Origin of the sequence: Arcobacter sp. AHV-9/2010 (assembly GCF_004116575.1) — a bacterium.
Classification (GTDB): Bacteria; Campylobacterota; Campylobacteria; order Campylobacterales; family Arcobacteraceae; genus Aliarcobacter; species Aliarcobacter skirrowii.
Map to the genome: position 1 here is coordinate 232,682 of NZ_PDKH01000001.1, position 23,535 is coordinate 256,216.

Sequence of the window (23,535 nt, forward strand, 5' to 3'; positions counted from 1 at the left end):
TATCCTTTTTAAATATTTTAATAAGCTACAATCCCTATATAGCCATCAACTTTTCTCTCAATAAGCTCTACAATTCCAGCTTGAGCATATGAAATTCCATCTATAAAATCATCTTCAGTCCAATTCATACTTTGCATAGTATTTTTACATCCAATAAACTCTACATCATACTGTATTAAAGATTTTATTCTTGCTTGAGTGGCTTTATCATAATCATTTTTTAGAACTCTCATTCCCTTACCATAAACAACAACTACAACATTTAAACTCTCACTTGGATACTCTTTTAAAATATTATAAATAGAACCAATAGTTTGATTTACCGTATCTAAATCATTCACATATAAAGAGTATACAACCTTTCTTGGATTATCAAAGCTTGGTTGCGGGTTGCTAAAACTACTTTGTGAAAATGCAAAAACACAAAAACAAAACAATATAACTATTTTTTTTAACATATATACTCCTCTACTTTCATATTACTCAAAACAACTCCAGAGTTTAAAATTCTACAATAAACTCCTCTATGTTCTTTTAAAAGTTTTGGTAAATTCTCATTAAATAGAGCTAAATGGTTACAAACGGTACAAATTTGAGTTATTTGTATAATAGCCTCACCTATTTTAAAACAAGATCCAACTTTAAATTCATGTGGGTCAAAATCAAATAAAATATTCTCTCCTAAACTTCCATACTCTAAAAAAACACCATTGTCTCTTGCTATTTCATAAGATTTAAGACCAACTATCAAAACAGTTTGATCAAGCTTTTTACCAGCAAATTTATCAAACTCTATTCCATGATCTTTTATTAAATTTAAAGATTTAACCTTTGGTCTTGGAAGAGAACTTTGCTCTTTTGTTGCACTAAAAGTTTCAATTACTTTTCCGATAAATCTCATCTATTATCCATTAATAGTTTTAAAAAATCATCTTTTTTCCAAGCTCCTGGATATTGTGATAATAGTTTTTTATTGCTATTTATAAAGAAAAAGCTAGGAGTTATTCTTTTATACTCTTTTTGTAAATTAAAAGGTAAAGATGAATTATCCATATCAATCTCTAAAAATATATAGTTATCATCTAATATTTTTTTTATATCAGAATTGGCAAAAACTTCTCTATCCATTTTTTTGCAAAAATAACAACTATTTGAAGTTGCATAAACTATAATTTTTTTACTCTCTTTTTTTGCTTTTTTCAAAATACTATCTTCATCTTTTTGTGAATATTTTGGCTCTTTATAGATTTCTTCTTCTTTTATATTCTCTTTAAACTCCATAAAATAACTTGTTAAATTAAGGTAATCATCTTCACTTAATTCACCTTTCATACTACTTTTATTTTCATAATGTCCCAAAGCACTATCATCACAAATTGAATTAAATCTATCTGGATTTTCTAAATACGATTTTAAATATATTCCTATCTCAATCTCTTGAAACTCTTTATCATTTTCATCACCAATTTTTTTTGAGCTATCAAACATTGCCCAAACCATTAAGTTTGCACTAGGAGCTTTTAAATTTAAAAGAGTATTGTTTTTTTCAAAGAAATTTTCCTTTAATAAGTTCATAGGAATATACTCTTTATGACAAGTAGCACACTTAGCATCAAACACTTTTTTACCATCTTCAAAACTTGCAAATAGACTTATAGTCACTGCAAATAGAACAAATATAATCTTCATAATCTCTCCATAAATTTTTTAAACAAAACAATAAAATTATCACTTTGCTTAAAAAACATAAAGAAAAATCTTTATGTTTTCTATTTTAGATAATTCCAGGATTACCTTTTATTCCAACAATATCAGGAGTATCAATTTTTATTTTACCAATATGTTTAATATTTTTTAAATATTTTTCAACAGTTTCCCAAACTGGCTCACCATCACTTTTTGCTCCAACAGTTGACCAACCAGAAACTCTGTAAGATTTATTAGCATCAATTTTTTTACCAGTTTTAGTTAAAACTATATTTGAAATTCTCTCTCCAATTTTTGCTTTTGGATCAATTTTATATGAAATTCCACCCGTTCTAACCATATCTCCACCTTGTTGTAAGAATGGATCTTCGTTAAACAAGTTATCAGCAACATCTTCTAATATAAGTTTTAATTCACTTCCTTTTATATCTCGTACATAAGTTTCAGGATATGTCATAGCTGTTTGTGTCATTAAATCATCAAAAGTGATTGTTTGATTTGGCATAACTGAAGTTCCCCATCTAAATCCTGGAGATAGTGAAATTTGTGCATCATTTATCTCAATTAAAGCATCACAAATAATTTGATCCCAAGAACCATTAAAGTTTCCTCTTCTAAATAGCGTCTCTTCAGTTGTAGCAATTGGTCTTGTAAGCTCTTTTAGATATGGAAGCCTTACATCTTCTATATATTTTTTCATCTCTTTATTTTCAGGAATTAAATCTGAGAATATTGGAAGAAGTGTAAATTTAAAATCTTTAATCTTTCCATTTTGAATATCTAAATCTAAAACATTTAAGAATTTACCATTACTTCCAGCATTACAAACATAAGTTGTACCTGATGAGTTTTTAACAGGATATGCTTCTGGAACACCATCGTGTGTATGACCACCTAGGATAAAATCAATTCCTGTACAAACTTCAGCCATTTTCTTATCTGTATCAAAACCATTATGAGATAAAACTATTATAGCATCAGGTTTCTCTTCTTCTTTAATTTGATCAACTAACTCTTGCATGTTATTTTCATTTATTCCAAATGTCCAATCAGGAATAAATCTTTGAGGGTTTGCAATTGTTGTATAAGGGAAAGCTTGTCCAATAATAGCAACTCTTGCATTTCCCATTTTTTTAATTGTATATGGTTTAAATGCATGTCCACTATCTTCATCATAAGCTTCAGCACCATTCATCATGGCATCTTCTTTCACAAAAACATTTTGAGCTAAAAACTCAGCTTTTAACTCTTTGATATTTTCTAAAATCTCTTCAGCCTTATATGTAAACTCCCAGTGACCAACGCATACATCAACACCTAAAAGGTTTAATGCACCAATCATATCTTTCCCTCTTGTCCAAAGTGCTGTTGCGCTTCCTTGCCAAGTATCTCCACCATCTAAAAATAGAGTTTTATCTTTTCCAAAACTATCTCTTAGAAAATCAACTACTGTTTTTATTTGTGCAAAACCACCTGTTTTACCCATAACTTTTGCATGCTCTTCAAAATTTACACATGAAAATGCATACTCAAGTCTTTTATTTCCTTTTATTCCATAGTAATCTAAAAATTTTTCACCAACAATATGTGGCGGTTTTCCTAAATTTCCATAAAATCCTAAATTCACACTTGGTTCTCTAAAATATACAGGTAATAACTGTGCATGACAATCTGTCATATGTATAAATCTTGCATTACCAAATGGTTTTAATTTATAGTAATCTTCTAATTTTTTAGATGTTTCTACCATTCTTGTATGAGAGTTTGCAAATATAGGAGTTGCTCCTAAAGCTGCCATCATATATACAAACTCTCTTCTACTTAATTTGCTCATTTAATATTCCTTTTATAAATAAAAAAAGTCAAGATAAAATCTTGACTTCTTAAAATTGGCTTTTTATAAACTTCTAATACTTATATCCATCACTAGGACTTGCTAATCGCCAAGTTTTCTTAGCTTCAGCCTCTTGCGTTAAGGCACTAATAGCAAAACTACAAGATCTCCAAGCTCCAAACTCTATTGAAACTTTTTCCCCTGTAGCTTTTCCTTTGTTATCAACAATATCTATTTGATTTGAACCACTTTTTAAAGCCTCTTTTGTAGCATCTATATATTGATTAGCTTTCATTCCAAATCTCATAAATTCAACACCATGATCAATTGCTATTTTATTGTATTTTTCAGCAGTTTGTATTACTTTTTCTATTCCATTTGATTTAACATCACACTCTTTTTTTACATCAAGCAAAGAGTAGTCCTCTTTTGCCTGTGTTGCTTGTGCTACTGTTTTTGTCTCTTTTGGTGCAAGAAAAAAGTATATAGCAACTAACACTATAACCAATATTAAAAATAAAATCTTTTTCATATATTCTTCCTTATTTTCTTACATCAGGACCATCAACTGGCATCTCATTTGACATATAAGTTAAAAAGTATAGTAGTTCAATCATAGTTTGACTCTCATCTTTTGGTGGAACTTGACCTTGATCTACAACACAACCTGAAATTCTTCTCTCTAAAGTACCAATTTCTGCCCATCTAAGTCTGAAAACTGGAAAATGAGTAACTTGTCCAACAAGTGGAGATAAAACCTCATTTCTTACCCTATGACCAGAACCGTGAATATGACATGTTGCACAAGATAGTTTTAAATAACCTCTTTGAGAATAGTAATACTCTTTTCCTCTCTCATAAGCATCTTTCTCTTCTTGACTATTAATTTGAATATCAAAAACTTTTCCAGCCTCTTTACTCTCATTTACAAAATAGGCTTGAAATTCTGCCATAGCACCTTTTTTTGTATTCCACTCTTTTTCACCATTTGCTCTTAAACAATCATTTACAGCTTTTGTTAAAGAGATTAACTCTTTTTTCTCTTTGTCATAATATGGAAATGTTCCAGCAATTGTTAAATCAGGGAAACAAGTCTGTAATGAGTTACCATTTGCAAATTTTTTTGTATATAACTCTTCACCTTTTTCAATAGCATCTTCATAAGGAGGCATCTCTTTTAATGCCTCATATTGTAATCTTCCATCTTTTGAATATGCATAGCTTCCAATATTAAAATCCATATGTTTTAGATTTTTGTCATATCTCTCTTCTAGCTCTTCTTGGGTAAAATAAGGAAAGAATTTACCATAATTTTTTGCTGGATCTTCAAACTTAGCTTCAAAATATTTAATAACAGCAGTTCTATCTTTTTCTGCACCTTCATTAAAATTTGAACCACTTAAGTAAGAAGAAGATAAAAATAGGATTATAGTCGACTTTAGCAATTTACTAAACATATTATCTCTCCTTTATATAAGCTTTTTATTTAATTTTTTCAACAGTTGTGTCACTATTACCTTTTAAATCTTTCCAAGATACAGTTATCTCATCTCCAGATTTTGCACCTTTAAATGAAAATTTAAAGTAAGGATCTTTTGATAAAAATTGACTAGAACTTACTTCATATACAACTTTATCACCAATTTTTGCAACTAAATATGTAATAAAATTTGCCTCTTTTTTTGCTCTTTCAGCCTCTTGATAACTTAACATCTCATGTGATGCTAAAGCTCTAACTTCACAAATACCATTTTTATTTAATTTTGCTCTTATTTTTGTTGTTCCTGACATTTTATATCCTTTATATTTTATTTATTATTTTTATCTATTTATAGCTTGGCTGACTTAAATCAACCACCACATCCACCAATTGTAACTTTAATCTCTTTTGATGCTGAATATAGTTGTCCACCTACATCTGCAATTACAGTAACTGTACCTGATTTTTGCATTTTAATTCTGAATGCATAATCTAAAACCATATTGTCATTTACAGTAAATACAGCAACTGTACTCTCTGGATTTGCATCTTGGAATACTGCAATTTTACTTGCTTTTAAATCTGTTTTAAAAGAGATTGGAATAACTGCACCATTTTCAGCAATATCAGGAGCTGTTAATGAAATTCCACTTTGAGTTGTAGCAGTTTTTCCAAAAAGTTCTTTAACTGCTTCATCAAATTTTGTTGCAGTCCAAGCTTTTGGTTTTGTAGCTCTAAAATCCTCTGCACTTAAGTGTGCTGGAACAGTTGCAACTGCAATTGCACCTAATCCTAATCCTAAAAATTTTCTTCTATTTAACATATTAATTCCTTTATTTTAATTTATTGTTTTTAAGTAAGCGACAACTGCTTTTATCTCATCATCACTTAACCAACCGTTTCTTCCAAATGCTGGCATTGCAGTTATAGGATCTCCTGGGTTTGTTGGATCAAAAATTTTACTATACAATGCCTCTTCTGGCCAAAGTGCTAAAAATTGCAATTTTGGACCCAAAGTTCCAGGTCCGTCTAATGTCTTACCATTAGCATCATGACAAGCTATACAATTACCTTTTGTATTTGTCGTATATATAACTTCACCTTTTTTAATCAAATCAGTATTTTCTACTGAATTTGCATTTAAAATAGTTAAAAGTCCAATAGATAAAATAGCTGCAATTTTTTTAATTAAATACATATTTCAACCTTATATTTTATTTGCTTGAATCAACCATATAATCTATAATTATTTTTAGCTCTTCATCACTTAAATCTGTTCCACCTCTTGGTGGCATACTATTTATACCATTTATTCCATTATAATAAACTTTCTCAATTCCATTTTTAAGAAGTTTTTCCCAAGCATCTTTGTCTCCAAGAACTGGTGCACCAATTGCTGCATTAGCATGACAAGCTGAACATCCAGCATTTTCATACTCAATTTGTCCTCTTTTTACTAAAGATTTATCAACCTTTGGTAGTTCTCTAACTGTTGATAGAGGCTCATTTGCAGTTTTTGTTAAATCTTCATTTATTCTCATTACAAGATCATCAACATCTCCATCAATACAGTTACTCATACATCTTGTACCTTTACCATAAAGTGTTGGATTTGATAAAAACTTAGTCATATTCTCAACACCCTCTTTTGGGTTATGAGGAGTATTTGTTTCAGGATAAAATCCATTTACATTTGGCATAACAATTTTCAAAAACTTCTCTTTATCTAAAACATAATCATCATCTAATGACTCGCCATCTATTTCAATACTATTTATTGATAGTAAATATGCAGTTAAAGCGTAAGTTTCACTATTTGTTAAACTTTTTGGATGATTAAATGGCATAGACTCTTGAACATACCAAAAAAGAGTACTTGCATATGGCCAGAATGTTCCAATTGTTTTTTCAGGATTTTCTGGATTTGGATGTTCATCTGCTGGATTTAATCTCTGTTTTGTTAAAGATTTAATAGAACCACCAGCAAGTGCAGGATATCCACTTCCACCATATCCAAAATCACCGTGACACATAACACATTGTGACTCATATAGATCCATACCCTCTTCAACACTACCTTGAGCTTTTTTTGGATTTCCATCTTCATCTAAAACAACTTCACCATCTTTCATATCAAACTCTGGTAAACCTGTTCCATCATACATTACATCTAAATCCCAAGCAACAATCTCTTTCTTTGTAGCATCTCTTCCTAAATTAAAACCTTCAAAACTTTGAGTATTTACATAGTATTGTGAATATTTTCCATCTTTTATTGGATATTTAACAGCACCATCTACAGAACTTTCATACTTAGTTTCACTCTCACCACAAGCAGCAAGAGCAAATGCTAAACCAACAGCTAAAAGAGAACTTTTAAGCTTTGTGATGTTTTCGAATTTGAACATTATTACACTCTCCTTTTTCTGTGATTTCCCAAGTTACTATTGCATTTCTGTGATAAACTGACTCAACACCAACTGCACTTGTCTCTTCATCAATTGTAGGTTGTACATTTCCAAAATCATCATAAGCTCGGCTTGATAATAATAGAGGTTTTCCATCCCATTTATAGATATAACTAAATCTAGTCCAAGATTTTGGTAAAACTAAACCTTTTAGTTTTGCTTCAACCCAATTATCTCCACCATCAAAAGATATATCAACACCTTTAATTGTTCCATGACCACTCCAAGCAAGTCCTTCAATCTCAACCATATCACCTTTTTTCAAGTTTGTCCAAGGCTTTTCAGGACATGGTTTTGTAATTACAGAGTTTACTTCATTTACCCAGAAAAATCTAATTGCTTTTCCATCTTTTTGAAGCATTGTATATTTTGAAGTCTCCTCTTTTGCGTGCCATGGCTTATCACTAAACTCTAATCTTTTTAGCCATTTAGTATTTAAATTTCCTTCCCAACCTGGAACAACAAGTCTTATTGGGTAACCTTGTTCAGGTCTTAAAGCCTCACCATTTTGTCCCCAAACAACCATAACATCATCAAGTGCTTTTTCAACTGGAATTGTTCTTGGATTTGATGCATTATCACTTCCAACAGCCAACATCCAAACAGCATCTTTTTCTAAACCAATATCATCTAAAATAGTTTTAAGCATAACTCCAGTCCATTGGGCACTACTCATCATACCTTTCATAAACTGTAAACTATTAAATTGTGGTCCTCTCCATTCAGGGCTTCCATTTGCAGGACACTCAATAAAGTAAGTTCTTGTTTCACTTGGATATCTTTTAATATCTTCTAATGTTAAAACAACTTCTCTTTTTACTTTACCATGAATCATCAATCTAAATTGATTTGGATCAACATGTGCTGTTCCTCCATGATTTCTTGTAAAGAATAGTCCATTTGGAGTTATTATTCCTTCACTTTCATGAATTGGACACATAGAAATTGATGCATAAGCATCACCTGAAGATAGAAGATTATGAGTTCTTCTAATATTATTATGCTCATATGGAGAAGGAAGACCATATAGATTTTTGTCTACTGGATCTCCTAGTTTTTGTCCCCATGGTGCTTCATTTATTATTGCGGGATCATCTGCTTTTAAAGAAACAGGTGACAATACACTAGCAGCACTTAAAGCTCCAGCAGAGTAGATAGCAGTCTTTTTAAAAAAATCCCTTCTACTAGTAGTGGCACTAGTAGCTATAGATTTTTTATTTGTATCTAAAACTTCACTATTTTTCAAGCCAACCTCCTAAGAAATATTGAATATATTTAAAAATATTCAGAACATTGATTATATTTATTATAAGGTAAAAAAAAACTTAAATTATTAAATATTCTTATAAGAAAAAAATTAAAAAATAATAATAAATAGCTTATAAATAGCATCTATAACTCATTATTATATAGCTTATTTTATTTAATTATAATGCTATTTATTAATTACAATTTCCTCATTATCTACTTTAAAAAATCTATATAATCTTCTTATAATTATCATTAAAATTAATCCATCCAATAAGCTTGCAATAATAAATGAAAAGTATTCAGCTTGATTAATAAGTCCATAATTATATGAAATCATTGCAATTGCAACCATAAATGTAAGTGGCATAGAGTCACTTAATGCAAAAAGAAGTGTATTTTTTGGTTTTAGATACTTTACAAAAACTAAATATGAGCTTATTAATCTAATTGCTAAAATTGCGCTCATTATAAATATTGAATGAAGCAGTATATCAAAAGTAATCATATCAAGTTTTACAGTTGAACCTGTATATATAAAAAATATAGGAGCAAAAAAACCAAATCCAAAAGACTCTATTTTATGCAACAACTCTTCTCTTTGATAAAAAAACATCTTAAAGAATAATCCAGCTGTAAAAGCTCCTAAAACAACATCTATTTTAAGAAGTAACATAATTGAAACCATAATTAGCAATAAAGATAAAGAGAATCTAATATCTTGATCATGTTTATCTTTTTCACTATCTGGAATTAAATACTGTTTTAGCTCAGGAAACCACCAAAAAATCATATATGAAAATCTAAGAAGTAAAATTGTAACTACAACTACGGCAAAAATTGTAAAAATTGAAGTTACAAATCTTCCACTTAAACCAAACTCTGTCCATCCACTAAAAAGTGTAATTGCTAAGATACTAACAACCTCTCCAACAACGCCAATAGAGAGTGCTAAATTCAACCAAGGTTGCTCTTTTCCATACTCTTTTATAAGCATCATAAGCATTCCAAGTGAAAATATAGGAAGTGCTACAAAATATGTTAATCCTAAATCAAACAACCAACAAATAACTCCTGATAGTGTGTATAATAGAACAAAATACATAACTACATTTGTTGCTAATGTTGCTTTTATTACATTTACAAGTTTGAAATTTATCTCTAAACCAGCTAAAAACATAAGATAAATAAATCCAAATTTTGCAATTAGTTGCAAAATCTCATCATCATAAATAAGACCTAAATATCCACACAACAATCCTAAACTTATCTCAATAACAACAACTGGTATTTTTAAAATCTTTGCAAATACAGGAGCTGTCATTATTATTGTACAAATTGTTATTATTAAAAGAATTTTCTCCATAATTAAACCTACTTCTTATCCTCTTTTGTCTGCATTCCAGCCTCTATTAAAAAAGGACTTACTGCAAAAGAGATTTTTTTAATTTTGTCATATTTTGCATAAGATAGATATAAAATATCTTTTGCTCTTGTTACAGCAACATAAAATAGTCTTCTCTCCTCTTCCAAACTTCCACCCTTGCTCATAAGCTTTCTATTTGGAAATCTTCCATCCATTAAATCAATTACATAAACCTCTTTAAACTCCAAACCTTTACTTGCATGAATTGATAATAAATTTACACCATCACCCTCACTAAGCTCACTTCCACCTAAAATCATGGCATTTAAAAATCTTGATAAATCGTTATAGTTTTTTGATAAATTTTTTAATAGTGCTACTTTTTGATTTATTTTTGCTATTGATTTTATCTTTAACATCTCATTTATTGTTCCATCTTTTTGTGTAGCCCTTTTTGTACACAGTTGCTCTTTTATTCTTGAATATGCCATTGATGAGCTAATTGATGTAATTTGACTTTGTGGTGTTTTTACTCTTTTTAACTGTTTTAAAAGTAGATATATTTCATAAATATATTTTGCTCCATCAACTGTTAATTTTGGATGCTTTAAAATAGGATTCCCTAAAAATGTCTCATCAAAACCACAAGTAACAAACTTTGCAACGCTTCCAAGCTCTATAAAATCATCAAAAAGTCCAAGTTGTTGACTCTTTCTTTTTGTTTCAAATGGATTATTAATACTATCTATTGGATTTAATAATCCTTGAATAACATTGCCCTCCCCTAGTTTTAGAAGAGCTTCAAAAATATCTTTTGCAACAGCTTTACCAATACCTTTTCCATACTCTAAAATATGAATAAATGCCATCATATCGTTATTTGAAATTTGAAGAACTAATAAATCTAAAATATACTTTACTTCAATAGAGTCAAAAAAGCTATGTCCACCTTTTCTTTTAGCAGCAATTCCAATCTCTCTTAAATTTGCCTCAACTCCATCAGCACTTGAGTTGTTTCTATATATTATTGCTATATCATTGTGTGGAGTTTGCGTTTTTGAAATTAGCTGTGAAATATACTCATATTGAGAAAAAAGTTCATCAAAAACTAAAAGTTTTGGTTGATGAATATTTTCTGTTCGTACAACTTCAAGTTTTTTAGGATATATTCTATCATTGTACTCAATAACTTTTGTTGCTAAATCTAAAATTGGTTTTGTTGATCTATAATTTTTTCTAAGAGTAAAAACTTTAGCATCTTTATATCTATTTATAAAATTTGAGATGATTTTTATATCAGAACCATTAAAAGCATAGATACTTTGATCATAATCTCCTACGCAAAATAGTGATTTTGGCTTAAATGCATCAAGCAACCTTCCTTGAAGAGGATTTGTATCTTGATACTCATCTACTAAAATCTCTTGAAAATTAAAGTTATGTTCTTGTAAAACTTCTAGCATATTTGTAAGTAAATCATCAAAATTTAGATAACCAAACTCTTTTTTAAGCGTATTAAACTCATCAATTACATCTTCATAAATTAGTGAGTAAATCTCATGCGCAGGACTTTTTTCATTTAACCAAGTTATAAAATCTTCACTATTATTTGAGTTTAAATATAATGAGTATAAATCATATAAATATCCACCATCATATGGACTTGCCTCATCACTAGCTTCTACAAAAACTCTTTTTTCATATATTGATTTAAATAGAGTTTTTAGCTCATTTGGCTGTTTTAAAGTTATATTTAAATCTAAACTTTTTAGAAGTTTAAATGAAACAGAGTGAAAAGTTCCAGCCATAATCTCTTGAGCAATCTCTTTTGAAAAAATCTTTGCAACACGATTTATCATCTCACTTGCTGCTTTATTTGTAAATGTTAAAAGCAAAATCTCATTTGGTTTTATTCCACTATTTATTAAGTGTGAAATTCTTCCAACAATAGTTGAAGTCTTACCAGTTCCAGCACTAGCAATTACAAGATTGTTTCCAAAATTACAAATTGCTGCTTCTTTTTGTTCTTGATTAAGTGTTGATAAGGGCATTTAGAAAGCTTATATTTTTTGTTTATTAAGTAATGTCATTTTGAAATAGTATCATAAAAGATATTAAGGTTGATTTTTTTGGGCATAAAAAAAGCCCGCCTAGGGGAAGCGGGCTTTCTACACAAGGAAACATAAAAAAATTATCTATTTAAGAAACTTATCTTAAAATACATAAGCAAGTCTGTTTTTAACTTACCTACAAGAGAATTATAATTAAAAAAAGTTAACAAAAGATTAATTTAGACTTAATTTATGCTTTCCAATTAGATTTTTTTTCAACTTTTTTTTCATTCTCAACTAAAATAGTTATATACTTTAAAGACCAAATAACTAATGTAACTATTAATAATAAGGCACTTAGCTCTATAAAAAAGATATGATTTAAATCAAAATTTGAACTTATTGATGTAAAAACTCTAATTAATGCTAAAAGTTGAACTGCAATAAATATTATCAAAGCAAAAAGTTTTGTCTCTATTTTTCTTCCTGAGTGACCAAGCACTACTCTAGTTCCAAAGCCAACTAAAACTGTAACAAAATATCCAATAGCTAAAGTATGAATAACAATTTTTTCAAAATAGAAATTTGGATTTATAAAAGCAAAAGCTGATTCAATAATAGATATAAAAAATGCAATAACTATCCAATACAAACCTAAGTGTAAAATCCAAACTATTGGTGGTGTTTTAAATGTTGGAAGTTTCCAAATAAAAAGTTCTCTTAAAATAAATAAAAATATTGGTATATCTATAAATAGATTTAATCTTATATCTTCAAAACTCAAAAGTATTACTTTTATTATAAGTAATACAAAAAATATATCAAGTAATTTATTGCTTTTATTAATTTTATACTCTGGAACCATAACTCTTGTAAAAAAAGGAATCATTCTTTGAGAGATTGTAAAAACTATCATAAATAAAAATAGATAAAATCCACTATTTATTGCTATTTTTGAAAACAAATATGAGTATTTTAAATCTAGCTGTGAAACTATAAAAAGTAGTTGTGATATCAAACCAGCACTAAAAGCTATTAAAACCCATTTTGTATCATTTTTATCTTTTAATGTACTTTTTTTATGGATAGAATATAGAAGTAAAAAACTCATAGTTTGAGCAATTAACATAAGAGCTTGAAATAAAATTGTAGCTTTTGAATAAAAAATTAAAGATAATAAAATCCCAATACTAGCTATAAAATAGATATAAAATTGTCTCATATAATCTTTTGATTCAATCTCTGCTTGCATCAAAAATTTTGGAAAAACAACAAATAAAAAACCTAAAAAAAACTGTATAAAAACAACAAAAACTAGCGTATAAGCATGATATGTTAAAACTGTTGAGTTAATATCTACTATATTTTTGTAAGAAAAAACAAAAAGTGTCATAAAAAGTATAAAAAAAATCATACCATTTGTAAAAAAAGGTTGATGTGGTTGAGAGATGAATTTTTTGTACCAAAGATTCATAAAAACTCCTAAATTTAAAATATTTACTATTTTAACTATTTTTTAGAAGTTTTATCTTGATTTTAAGCAAGAAAATCTTGCTTAAAGTTTTTAGTGGCAACTTCCACAACAAGAAGTTGTACTTGAGTCTTTTATTGCTTCTAAAACCTCATCATAGTTTGGTTCACTTGTAATTTCTGGAACAATTTGTTTGTAAGTTACTTTACCAGATGCATTAATTATAAATATAGCTCTTGCTGTTAAACCAGCCAATGGTCCATTTGCTTGTAAAACTCCATAAGATTTTGCAAAAGCTTTTGCTCTAAAATCAGATGCAACTTTAAGATTTTCTATACCTTCTGTTGTACAAAATCTTTTCATTGCAAATGGTAAATCCATAGATACAATAACAACTTCTACATTCTCTAGTTTTGCTGCTTCAACATTAAATCTTCTAGCTTCTGCAGCACAAACACCTGTATCAAGAGATGGAACAGCAACAACTACTTGAACTTTTCCTTGTTTACCACCAATTTGAATATCACTTAAATTTTCAGCAACTGCTGTTACAACAGGAGCTAAATCTCCAACATTAAGCTCTGCTCCGCTTAAATTTACCTCTAAATCATTTTTAAATTTTACTGTTGCCATTTTATTTCCTTTATTAAAATTTTATTTTACGATAGAAATTATATTAAAATAGGATAAGATTTCTCTTAATTTATATCAAGCAAATTTTATCTTCTTCTAATCTTATTTTTTTATCATCAATTAGCTTTGTTAAAGTAGCTTTAAATGCTTTTTTACTCATAGCAAAAACATCTTTTATATCGTCTGCTTCACTTTTGTATGTAAAGTTTAAACTTCCACCATTTGCCTTTAAAATATCTAAAACTTTTTCTGTATCAACTTTTTGACCAATTTTTTGTAAAGAGATATCTAGTTTTCCATCATCTCTTAGATTTTTTACATAAGCTCTTTTTTTATCACCTATTTTGATATTTTCAAATATTTCTGAGTGAAATATCATACCATCAAAACTATTATTTACAATAACTTTAAATCCAAGTGGTGTTTTTGAGTATAAAATTATCTCTACCTCATCACCTTGTTTTAAATTTTTTGGCTCTTTTTCTAAAAAGTATTTTTCACTTGCAATTAATCTATTTGTTCTTTCATCAAATTGCATTTGTAAAACTTTATATGAACCTACATTGTAAGTTCCTTTTTGTCTGTTTTTCGGAACTAGCAAATCTTTTGCTAAACCAATATCAACAAAATGTCCAAATTTTGCACTATCAACAATTTTTAAATATGCAAACTCATTTAGATATAAGTATGGTTTTAAAGTAGTTGCAACCAATCTATCTTCACTATCAGTGTAGATAAATACATCTACCAAACTATCAATTGCCATCTCTTTTTTTACATAAGCATTTGGCAATAAAACCTCTGTTTCATCACCACTTATTAGATAAATTCCAGGTTCACTAACTCTATTTACTCTTAAAGTGTTTAAAACACCCTGTTTTATATTTTCATCAATTTTTTTACTCATAGGTTTTTCCGTTTTATTTTTTATATTTGATTAGCTTTACAACTCCTAAAGCAACAACTGCGACCATTATTATACTAGCTCCTGAACTTATATCAAAAATATATGAAACTATAAGTCCACAAAGTGTGAATATTGTAGCTAAAATTGAGCTAATAATCATCATAGTTGAAAGTTTAGTAGAGAAAGTTTCAGCTAAGTATGTAGGAATTGTTAAAAGTGCAATTACCAAAATAAGTCCAACAGCTTTTATAGCTGCAACTACACAAAGTGCTGATAAGATTAAAATTAGCGTATAAAAGAATTTAACATTTATTCCTCTTAAACTTGCAAACTCACTATCATATGATACAGATAAAATCTCTTTATAAAAATATACAACAACTGCTATAATAAAAATATCCAAAATAGTCATATAAATAATATCTTCACTTGAGACAGCAATAATACTTCCAAACAGATAACTCATTAAATCTACATTATATCCAGGAGTTAAATCCACAAATATAATTCCAATTGCCATTCCACTTGCCCACATCATACCAATTATTGCATCAATTCGGCTTCTATTTTTTAAAGTTATAATGGCAATTATTATTGCAGTAATCACGGCAAAAATAGTTGCGCCAAATAAAACTGGTATTCCTAAAAATATTGCTATTCCAATTCCTCCATAAGCACTGTGAGCTATTCCACCTGTTAAAAAAGTAATCTTATTTACTACTACTAAAGTTCCAATTATTCCAGCTGCAATTGAGATTAAAACTCCAGCTATTAAAGCATTTTGAATAAAGCTATATTGTAAAATTTCTAACATCTTTTTCCTTCAAAAATCTCCCATTTTTTAAGGGAGTATTTATTTTAATGTTCATGGTTACAACACATTTGTGTTTTTCCTAAAGCTGAAAGTAGTTCAACCTCACATAAATGATCATCAGCTAATGTAACATTTTTTTGAACTTCATCAAGGCTGTGATAAACTAATTTTCTATTTATATGAGCAACATTTTTTGCATAGTTTAAAAGAATTGATAAATCATGACTTACAACAACAATACAAATAGACTTATTTAGCTCTTTTAAAAGTTCATAAATCTCTTGTTGTCCTTGTACATCTATACTTGCAGTTGGCTCATCCAAAAGCATTATTTTTGGATTTGAACAAAGTGCTCTTGCAATAAAGACTCTTTGTCTTTGACCTCCACTTAAATCACCTATCTTTTTATTTGCATAATCTTTCATCCCAACTTGATTTAAAGAGTCTAATGCACAAGATATCTCCTCTTTTGAATATCCAAAAATTCTCTTTTTTGAGCTAATATGTCCCATTAAAACAACTTCTAAAGCAGTAATTGGAAAATCTATATTTAAATTTGTATTTTGTGGAACATATCCTATTTGACTATTTTTTATATTTTTCTCTATTTTTCCACTTTGAAGTGGTAAAAGACCAAGAATTAGCTTTAAAAGAGTTGATTTTCCACCACCGTTTGGTCCAATGATTGCTAAAAAATCATCATCTTTAATTGTTAAATTTACATTTTCTAAAATATCTGTTTTTTGATACTTGAAAAATAGATTTTTAATCTTTATTAAATCCACTTAAAACCTTTATTTGCAACTTTGTTGCAATAGTATCAGATATCGGATTAAATTTACTATATAAATAAGAGATAGTGGTTTAGTTTCAAAAGTTTATGATATAAACTAAAATTGTTTAAAATATGGAAAATATTTATTTCCCATATTTTTAAATCATCTATAAATTTTTCTTAAAAAATCCACCCAGCTTGAAATAAAAACTTACTATTTTGATGAGTCGTTTTTTCACTTGAAATAGGGTCAGAGTTTATAGTCCAAGCCATTTGAGCTTTTGCAAAAAAATCTTTATAACTTGCATAATATCCAAGTCCTATATCTTGAAGAGTTTTTCTTTTAAAAGTTACATCTTGATTTTTCTCTTGATATACATTTCCCATATCATAAAATAATCCAATTTTGTGATTATATGAAGCAATATTAGGAAGTTTAGAAAATAGTTCAAAGCTTGCTATATATCCATTTTCTGCACTTTGTTCACTATATGGATATATTTTTACTCCATAAGCTCCACCCAAAGATAAATCTTCACTTCCATCAAGGTTTTTATTTCCTAAAACTTTTTGAGCTGTTAGGTTTGTGTTTAGTGAAAATATCTCATTAAAGTATATATCATTTGCTATATATGTATCTACTTTATTATAGTTTCCATTATTTGGATTGTTATTTTTTGAGCTTAAGTGTCCAGTTGTTAGATTTAAGTTTGCAAAAACTCTAGCAGGTAAATTAAGAATTGAGTAATTTTTATCATAATCTAAAGAAGTTACAAATGAGTTTATAGATTTATCTTCATATTTATCACCACTCATAAAATCATTCATATCTTTATGGTAGTACTTACCTTTTAAATATAAATTCTCATTTGTAGATCTAAGAAGTGGATAAGATAATCCAGCTTCATATATATTTGAGTTACCTTTAGCATCTAAAGCTTCATACTCTTCTACTAAATTATAGTTTGTTCTAGTATATGAAAAATCAGATTTTAAACCATAAGAGTTTAAAGGCAGTTCATAAGCTAGTTTTCCATTTTTTAAATCAGCACCATTTGAAACAAGTCCTGAAATAGAGATTTTATCACCTATGTTAAAAGGACTATTTATATTTATCAAACCTTGAAGTCTATTGTATCCTGTGTATCTGCTTCCATAGTTATCAGCTACTATGTATCCATCTACTCTTTTTGTAGAAGTTGTATCTATATTTAAATTACTACTTCCTAGCTCTTTACCAGCTTCAACTACAGAGTTAGAAACTTGTACTCCATTTCTATCATTTATTAAAAGTAATGCTCTTTCTATATCTTTAATATTTATAATACCATTTGATTTTGCATTATCTAAAATAGTTTGCAAAGAGTTATCATTTACAAGTGAGCTATTATTTAGTTTTATCTCTCCATATTTACCTTCAACTATTGAGATAAAAAGGATATTATCATTTTTAACTAAATCTTGTTTACCCAAATATGCTCGTGCTACAAAGTAGCCTTTATCTCTATAAACTTTTGTAACAACTGCTAATACTTCTTGTATTTGATTAAAGTTTAACTCTTTTCCTACATAAGCTTTTAAATTCTGTTTTAACTCTTCACTAGAAACAGAACTATTTCCATCAAAAGTAAAATCTTTTATAAATACTGTTTTAGAGCTATCACTACTTTTTAAACTATCATTTTCAATACCTTCAATTTTTATATCATCTTTTTTTAAAGTTGGTATATCTTTTGGTGCTTGAATTTGTTTTTCTATATTTCCACTATTTATTATAGGTGTTGCTCCTAAAAGAGCAACACTACTTAGTATTAATAAACCAAATACTTTAATTATATTTCTCATTTTATAATATCCTCTTCTTTAGTAACTGGATTTTCAGGCATCTTTATCCCACCATTTATAACTCTTATATTTTGGTTTTGACCCAGTGCCAAAACTTCAACATTTTGGTTTAAGCTATCTGGAGTTAATTCATTTGAACTACTATTCTCTTGACTACTTTGATTTGCATTTGTAGTAAACTCTTGATTTATTGGCAAGTTTGTATTTGCTAATCTATGTATACTATCTATCTCTTTTGACACAGTACTATTTGTTTGAGTAGGCTTTTCTACAATACTTAAAATACCATCTATATATGAGATATTATAGTTATCTGCTTCAAAAGCACTTGTAGAAGCACTAATAGAGTATTTACCAACATCTTTTGCACCTTGGCTATCTCCTGTAAACTCTAAATTCCCAGCAGTAAACACACTCTCATCTTCACCTGCAACAAATCCTTTATACACAACAGAACCTCCACTAAACTCTTGCCCATCAACTACTTTTGATTTATCAGTTACAGTTACAGCTAAATCTTTTTTAGTTATCTCTAAATCTCCTTGATTAAAAGTAAGATTATAGTTTGTATCTGTTCCACCAATATTTGAAGTATAAATTCCAACATTTTTACTAGAAGTTTGAAGTCCAGTAAGTCCACTTAAAATATCTTTTGTTTCTCCATTTACAAGTCCATCTACACTAAAATCAAAGTTTTGGTTATACCCATTATAAACTTTTGAGCTATCATTTACAGTTACTGTTGCATCTGCTTTATCTATATTTGCTGTTAAGCTATTTGGAGCTACAACATTATAGTTATTGGCATCTGTTCCACTTAAAGTAACTCCAGAGATATTTACTTGTTTTACTGTTCCTGCATTTTTATCTTCAAAAGAAGCTACTAAATTTGTATCATCAAACTCTACAACATCACTTCCAAATTTACCAACAAGAGTTAAAGCCCCTTTATTTACAGTTGCACTTGAATTTCCATCATAAGTTTTATCTTGTGCTGTTAAACCATTTAAAGTTAGGTCGGCTTTTGTGATTTCTAAAGTTCCTTGAGTAAAGTTGATATTATAGTTATCTGCACTTCCACTAAGATTTGTATTATATATTCCTACATTTTTACTAGAGCTTGTTGTAGTAGTATTTGTCAAAGTAAAATCAGATGTTGTATCACTTCCTAAAAGTCCATTCGCTCCAAATGAATATCCACTTACACTTTGAGTTTGACCGTTGTAAACTTTACTATCAGAGATCGCAACAATATCAAGATTTGCTTTTGTAATCTCTAAATCTCCTTGATTAAAAGTAAGATTATAGTTTGTATCTGTTCCAGCAATATTTGAAGTATAAATTCCTACATTTTTACTAGAAGTTTGAAGCCCAGTTAATCCACTTAAAACATCTTTTGTTTCTCCATTTACAAGTCCATCTACACTAAAATCAAAGTTTTGATTGTGACCATTATAAACTTTTGAGTTATCAGCTACTGTTACTGTTGCATTTGCTTTTGTAATCTCTAAAGTTCCTTGAGTAAAAGTAAGATTATAGTTTGTATCTGTTCCAGCAATATTTGTATTATATACTCCTGCATTTTTTCCAGTAGTAGTTGTTCCAGTAAGTCCCGTTAAAACACTTTCTGTTTCTCCATTTACAAGTCCACTTACAGTAAATCCACTTACATTTTGTTCAAGTCCATTATAAACTTTACTAGTATCACTATTTGCAGTTACTGTTGCATTTGCTTTATTTATAGTCAAAGTTCCTTTTGTGCCAACTCCTGCAACTGTAAATTCATCAGTTCCAAGTAGCTCAACACTGATATTTGAGTATGTTCCTGCATTTTTATATCCAACTATATCGCCATTATCATCTACAAATTTAAAACTCATACCAGCTGTACCAAAGATAGCTTGAGATGTATAGATGGAACTTAAATTTTGAAGTAAACCGTTGTAAGTAACCGTTTCATTTTCTAAATTCCCAACAATAGTTTTTGGAGCAATTGCCCAAACATATTTATTATTTACACTATCAAATTTTAAAATAGGAGTTCCTTCTGCCAAATTGCTATCTGCAACTATATCCCAACCAGCAGTTTTATATACAGTTCCGTGTTTCATCTGTTCTGTTGTAAGTCCTGTAACTCCATCATCTATACCATAACCTACACCATTTCCATTAAATTTTGTATTATCATAAAAAGAGTTTGTGATTGTTGCAAAACCATATCCAACCAAGCCTCCTATATAAGAATTTCCACTAACTGTTCCACTAGCATATGAGTTTGTGATTATTCCATTACCACCGTTATATCCAACCAATCCTCCTATATAACCTATTCCACTAACTTTTCCATTAGCATATGAGTTTGTGATTGTTCCATGATTAATATATCCAACCAAACCTCCTACATAATTACTTCCAGTAATATCTACATTAGTAAGTCCAAGATTTTTTATAGTACTATTATTTATATATCCAAAAAGTCCAACATAAGTACTAGGACGATTTATATATAAATCTGAGATAGTAAATCCCTTACCATCAAAAGTTCCTATAAATTTATTTGTATTATCTCCTATTGGATTCCACCCCAATCCACCATTTGCTGAATTACTAGCTAAATTTGTATAATCGCTAGTTGATGAACTTAGATTATTTAAAAGATTAAAATAGTAGTTTTGCGTTAAAATATTTGAATTATTTATATTTTGCAACTGTGTCCAGTTTGTAATAGTATATGGATTAGCTTCTGTTCCATATCCACCTTGAAAAAGTATGCTTGTAGGTGTTTGTGTAAAAAATGTTTTTAATTGTGGTAAAGTAATAGCAGTCGCAAAAATACCATATCCTTCAAAGCCACTTCCATCAACAACCCAGCCATCTCTTCCTCTTAATGCAGTTAAGATTTTAGAAGAATCTGCTGAATAATCACCTTTATCATTAAAATAATACCCCAAACTTTTTCCATCAGATATATAATAAACATTTTCATTTCTTGAAGAAACCTGTGTAAATCCATTGATTTGTCTAGATGAACTAACAGGATTATCAACATCTATATTTACATCAGCATAAGAATTTTTTATTGAACCATTATTTAATCCAGCAAATCCACCTGCATATTGTCCACTACCGCCTTTAAGATAAATTCTACCACTTCCTACTACATAGCTATTTGAAATTGTTCCATTATTAGCTCCAACAAATCCTCCTATTTGCTCTTCCCCCGATATTAAACGAAATCCATTTCGTATTGTTACATAAGAGTTATTTATCGTTCCATAATTAAGTCCAACCAAACCTCCAACAACTGCTTTACCATGAACTAAAACACTAACTAAACCAACATTTCTTATAGTTGCACTACTAGATGTATATCCAAATAATCCAGTACCTGCTAAGGTAGGACGATCTATAGATAAATATGAAATAGTATGACCCAAACCATCAAATGTTCCATTAAAACCATTTGAACCACCTCCTATAGGATTAAATCCTTTTCCATCATTCCAACCTGAAGTTCCACTAGCATTTATATCAGCACCTAAAACATAATTTGCATTTAAGTTTCCATTTATTCCTTGTAAATCTGTGCCAGTTGCTGAACTTTCACTTCCTAAGCTTGTAATTACTGTATAGTTTTTAAGATTTGCTGCATTAGTTCCTTTTTGTGTTGAGAAGTTTTGTCCTGCTTTTAGGTTTACTTTTGCATTTACATAGTAATCACTTGTTTCACCATCAGTTGTAGCTTGTCCATATTTTAAAGCTAATTTTCCAGAGTTATTTGTAGCTGTTATCTCTTTATTTATATAGATATTATTTCCAGCATTTAAAGTTAATTCTTGTGCTGTATTCCAAGTGATAGCTTCATTTACATTTATATTATTATCAGCTTGAATTTCTATATTTGTTCCACTATTTAAAGAGTTTTGTATAACAGTAGCACCAACTTTTTCATTTCCTATAGTTCCATTTGAGTTATCTATTGTTACATTTACAGGATCTAGCAACCATTTTTTAGCAGTTATTTTTGCTTCATTTGTAATATTTAAATCTTTTCCACTTGTTTCCACAAAAGAGTTTTTAGCAATTATGCTTCCAGATATATTTGCTGTTCCACCGTGAGCAAAAAGTATTACTTCACTTTGCAAATCATCTAAAGAAGTAGCTTCTATAATTCCTGTATTATTTACTACTCCTTTAAGCAATTCATTTTTTGCATTTGTTGTAAGATATACATTTCCACCATTTGCAATTAAAAGATGATTGTTTTCAACTAGTGCATCTACTACACCTTTATTTACTTTTAAAGATATATTTGAGTTCTCATCAAGATTTACAGAAAACTCACTAGCACCTATTAGATTTATAGTTCCAGAGTGTACTTTTATCTCTCCATTATTTATCACACTATTAGCTACAAAAGAGGCATATTTTTTTGAGTCTATATTTCCAAGATTTTCTATGCTCTCTTTTGAGTCACCTTTAAAATTGTAGTTTCCAGCTTGAAAATCTTTATCAGATAACTCTTTTGTAGTTACAAGAAGTCCAGCTGTATTTACTTTTGCATTTTTATTAAAAATAGTTCCATTAGAGTTAAGAAGCCAAACTTGTCCATTTGCATTTAATGCTCCATCTATAATAGACTTCTCATTTCCTATAACTCTATTTAAAGTTATAGAGTTATAGCTGGGTTGATTAAAATTTACTGTTTCATTTGATTTTATAGAAAAATCTTGCCAATTTATACTAGCTTTTTGGCTACTTTGATTTATATTTGTAGTATTTCCATTTTGATTAATAGTTGCATTTCCACTTACAACTGTTCCTCCACTTGGTGCAGAGTATAAGTTTGAAGCAACTACTAGGGAAATCAATCCACCTTTGAGTATTCTAAATCTATTTTTGTATTCACGATTTTGATACATTTTCTTCTCCTTTT

Annotated in this window: 20 protein-coding genes; all 20 read right to left on the minus strand. The window is 28.9% G+C overall.

The window, feature by feature from the left end:
* Window positions 1-17: 17 nt before the first annotated feature.
* A complete protein-coding gene (locus CRU94_RS01280) occupies window positions 18-458 on the minus strand; it encodes a DsrE family protein (protein ID WP_129105019.1) in 441 nt (146 codons plus the stop codon).
* The gene (locus CRU94_RS01285) at window positions 452-901 is read right to left on the minus strand and encodes an MOSC domain-containing protein (RefSeq protein ID WP_129105020.1); all 450 of its coding nucleotides are present in this window, start codon (window positions 899-901) and stop codon (window positions 452-454) included. The genes CRU94_RS01280 and CRU94_RS01285 overlap by 7 nt, the downstream gene beginning before the upstream one ends.
* Window positions 898-1,689, minus strand: coding sequence for a thioredoxin family protein (locus CRU94_RS01290; protein ID WP_164966547.1), 792 nt, complete (start codon window positions 1,687-1,689; stop codon window positions 898-900). The genes CRU94_RS01285 and CRU94_RS01290 overlap by 4 nt, the downstream gene beginning before the upstream one ends.
* A gap of 85 nt (window positions 1,690-1,774) precedes the next feature.
* On the minus strand, window positions 1,775-3,541 hold the full coding sequence (soxB, locus tag CRU94_RS01295) for a thiosulfohydrolase SoxB (protein ID WP_129105022.1): 1,767 nt from the start codon (window positions 3,539-3,541) through the stop codon (window positions 1,775-1,777).
* 73 nt (window positions 3,542-3,614) lie between these two features.
* Window positions 3,615-4,073: a hypothetical protein gene (locus CRU94_RS01300; protein WP_258237346.1), complete on the minus strand. Its 459-nt coding sequence runs from the start codon at window positions 4,071-4,073 to the stop codon at window positions 3,615-3,617.
* A 10-nt stretch (window positions 4,074-4,083) separates the two neighbouring features.
* Window positions 4,084-4,998, minus strand: a complete 915-nt coding sequence (gene soxA, locus CRU94_RS01305; RefSeq protein ID WP_129105023.1) for a sulfur oxidation c-type cytochrome SoxA — start codon at window positions 4,996-4,998, stop codon at window positions 4,084-4,086.
* A 25-nt stretch (window positions 4,999-5,023) separates the two neighbouring features.
* A complete protein-coding gene (gene soxZ / locus CRU94_RS01310; RefSeq protein ID WP_129105024.1) occupies window positions 5,024-5,332 on the minus strand; it encodes a thiosulfate oxidation carrier complex protein SoxZ in 309 nt (102 codons plus the stop codon).
* 59 nt (window positions 5,333-5,391) lie between these two features.
* A complete protein-coding gene (gene soxY, locus CRU94_RS01315; protein ID WP_066162316.1) occupies window positions 5,392-5,844 on the minus strand; it encodes a thiosulfate oxidation carrier protein SoxY in 453 nt (150 codons plus the stop codon).
* Between the two features lie 15 nt (window positions 5,845-5,859).
* Window positions 5,860-6,219, minus strand: coding sequence for a sulfur oxidation c-type cytochrome SoxX (gene soxX, locus CRU94_RS01320; protein WP_129105025.1), 360 nt, complete (start codon window positions 6,217-6,219; stop codon window positions 5,860-5,862).
* A 16-nt stretch (window positions 6,220-6,235) separates the two neighbouring features.
* Complete coding sequence (locus CRU94_RS01325; protein ID WP_129105026.1) at window positions 6,236-7,429, minus strand: c-type cytochrome; 1,194 nt, start codon at window positions 7,427-7,429, stop codon at window positions 6,236-6,238.
* On the minus strand, window positions 7,398-8,735 hold the full coding sequence (gene soxC, locus CRU94_RS01330; RefSeq protein WP_258237347.1) for a sulfite dehydrogenase: 1,338 nt from the start codon (window positions 8,733-8,735) through the stop codon (window positions 7,398-7,400). Before soxC ends, CRU94_RS01325 begins: the two co-directional genes overlap by 32 nt.
* Window positions 8,736-8,924: 189 nt before the next feature.
* Complete coding sequence (locus tag CRU94_RS01335; protein WP_129105027.1) at window positions 8,925-10,103, minus strand: cation:proton antiporter; 1,179 nt, start codon at window positions 10,101-10,103, stop codon at window positions 8,925-8,927.
* 8 nt (window positions 10,104-10,111) lie between these two features.
* Entirely contained in the window at window positions 10,112-12,154 is a 2,043-nt protein-coding gene (locus CRU94_RS01340) for an ATP-dependent helicase (RefSeq protein ID WP_129105028.1), read from the minus strand.
* Between the two features lie 250 nt (window positions 12,155-12,404).
* Window positions 12,405-13,628, minus strand: coding sequence for an NnrS family protein (locus CRU94_RS01345; RefSeq protein WP_129105029.1), 1,224 nt, complete (start codon window positions 13,626-13,628; stop codon window positions 12,405-12,407).
* Between the two features lie 90 nt (window positions 13,629-13,718).
* Window positions 13,719-14,258, minus strand: coding sequence for a thiol peroxidase Prx-SUH (gene prx-suh, locus CRU94_RS01350; protein WP_066162335.1), 540 nt, complete (start codon window positions 14,256-14,258; stop codon window positions 13,719-13,721).
* A gap of 70 nt (window positions 14,259-14,328) precedes the next feature.
* Window positions 14,329-15,165 (minus strand): CvfB family protein, encoded by an 837-nt coding sequence (locus tag CRU94_RS01355; RefSeq protein WP_258237348.1) that lies wholly within the window; start codon window positions 15,163-15,165, stop codon window positions 14,329-14,331.
* Window positions 15,166-15,178: 13 nt separating this feature from the next.
* A complete protein-coding gene (locus CRU94_RS01360; protein WP_129105030.1) occupies window positions 15,179-15,979 on the minus strand; it encodes a metal ABC transporter permease in 801 nt (266 codons plus the stop codon).
* A 44-nt stretch (window positions 15,980-16,023) separates the two neighbouring features.
* Complete coding sequence (locus CRU94_RS01365; RefSeq protein ID WP_129105031.1) at window positions 16,024-16,764, minus strand: metal ABC transporter ATP-binding protein; 741 nt, start codon at window positions 16,762-16,764, stop codon at window positions 16,024-16,026.
* A gap of 170 nt (window positions 16,765-16,934) precedes the next feature.
* A complete protein-coding gene (locus tag CRU94_RS01370; protein WP_129105032.1) occupies window positions 16,935-18,599 on the minus strand; it encodes a ShlB/FhaC/HecB family hemolysin secretion/activation protein in 1,665 nt (554 codons plus the stop codon).
* Window positions 18,596-23,521, minus strand: a complete 4,926-nt coding sequence (locus tag CRU94_RS01375; RefSeq protein WP_129105033.1) for an MBG domain-containing protein — start codon at window positions 23,519-23,521, stop codon at window positions 18,596-18,598. Before CRU94_RS01375 ends, CRU94_RS01370 begins: the two co-directional genes overlap by 4 nt.
* Window positions 23,522-23,535 lie beyond the last annotated feature (14 nt).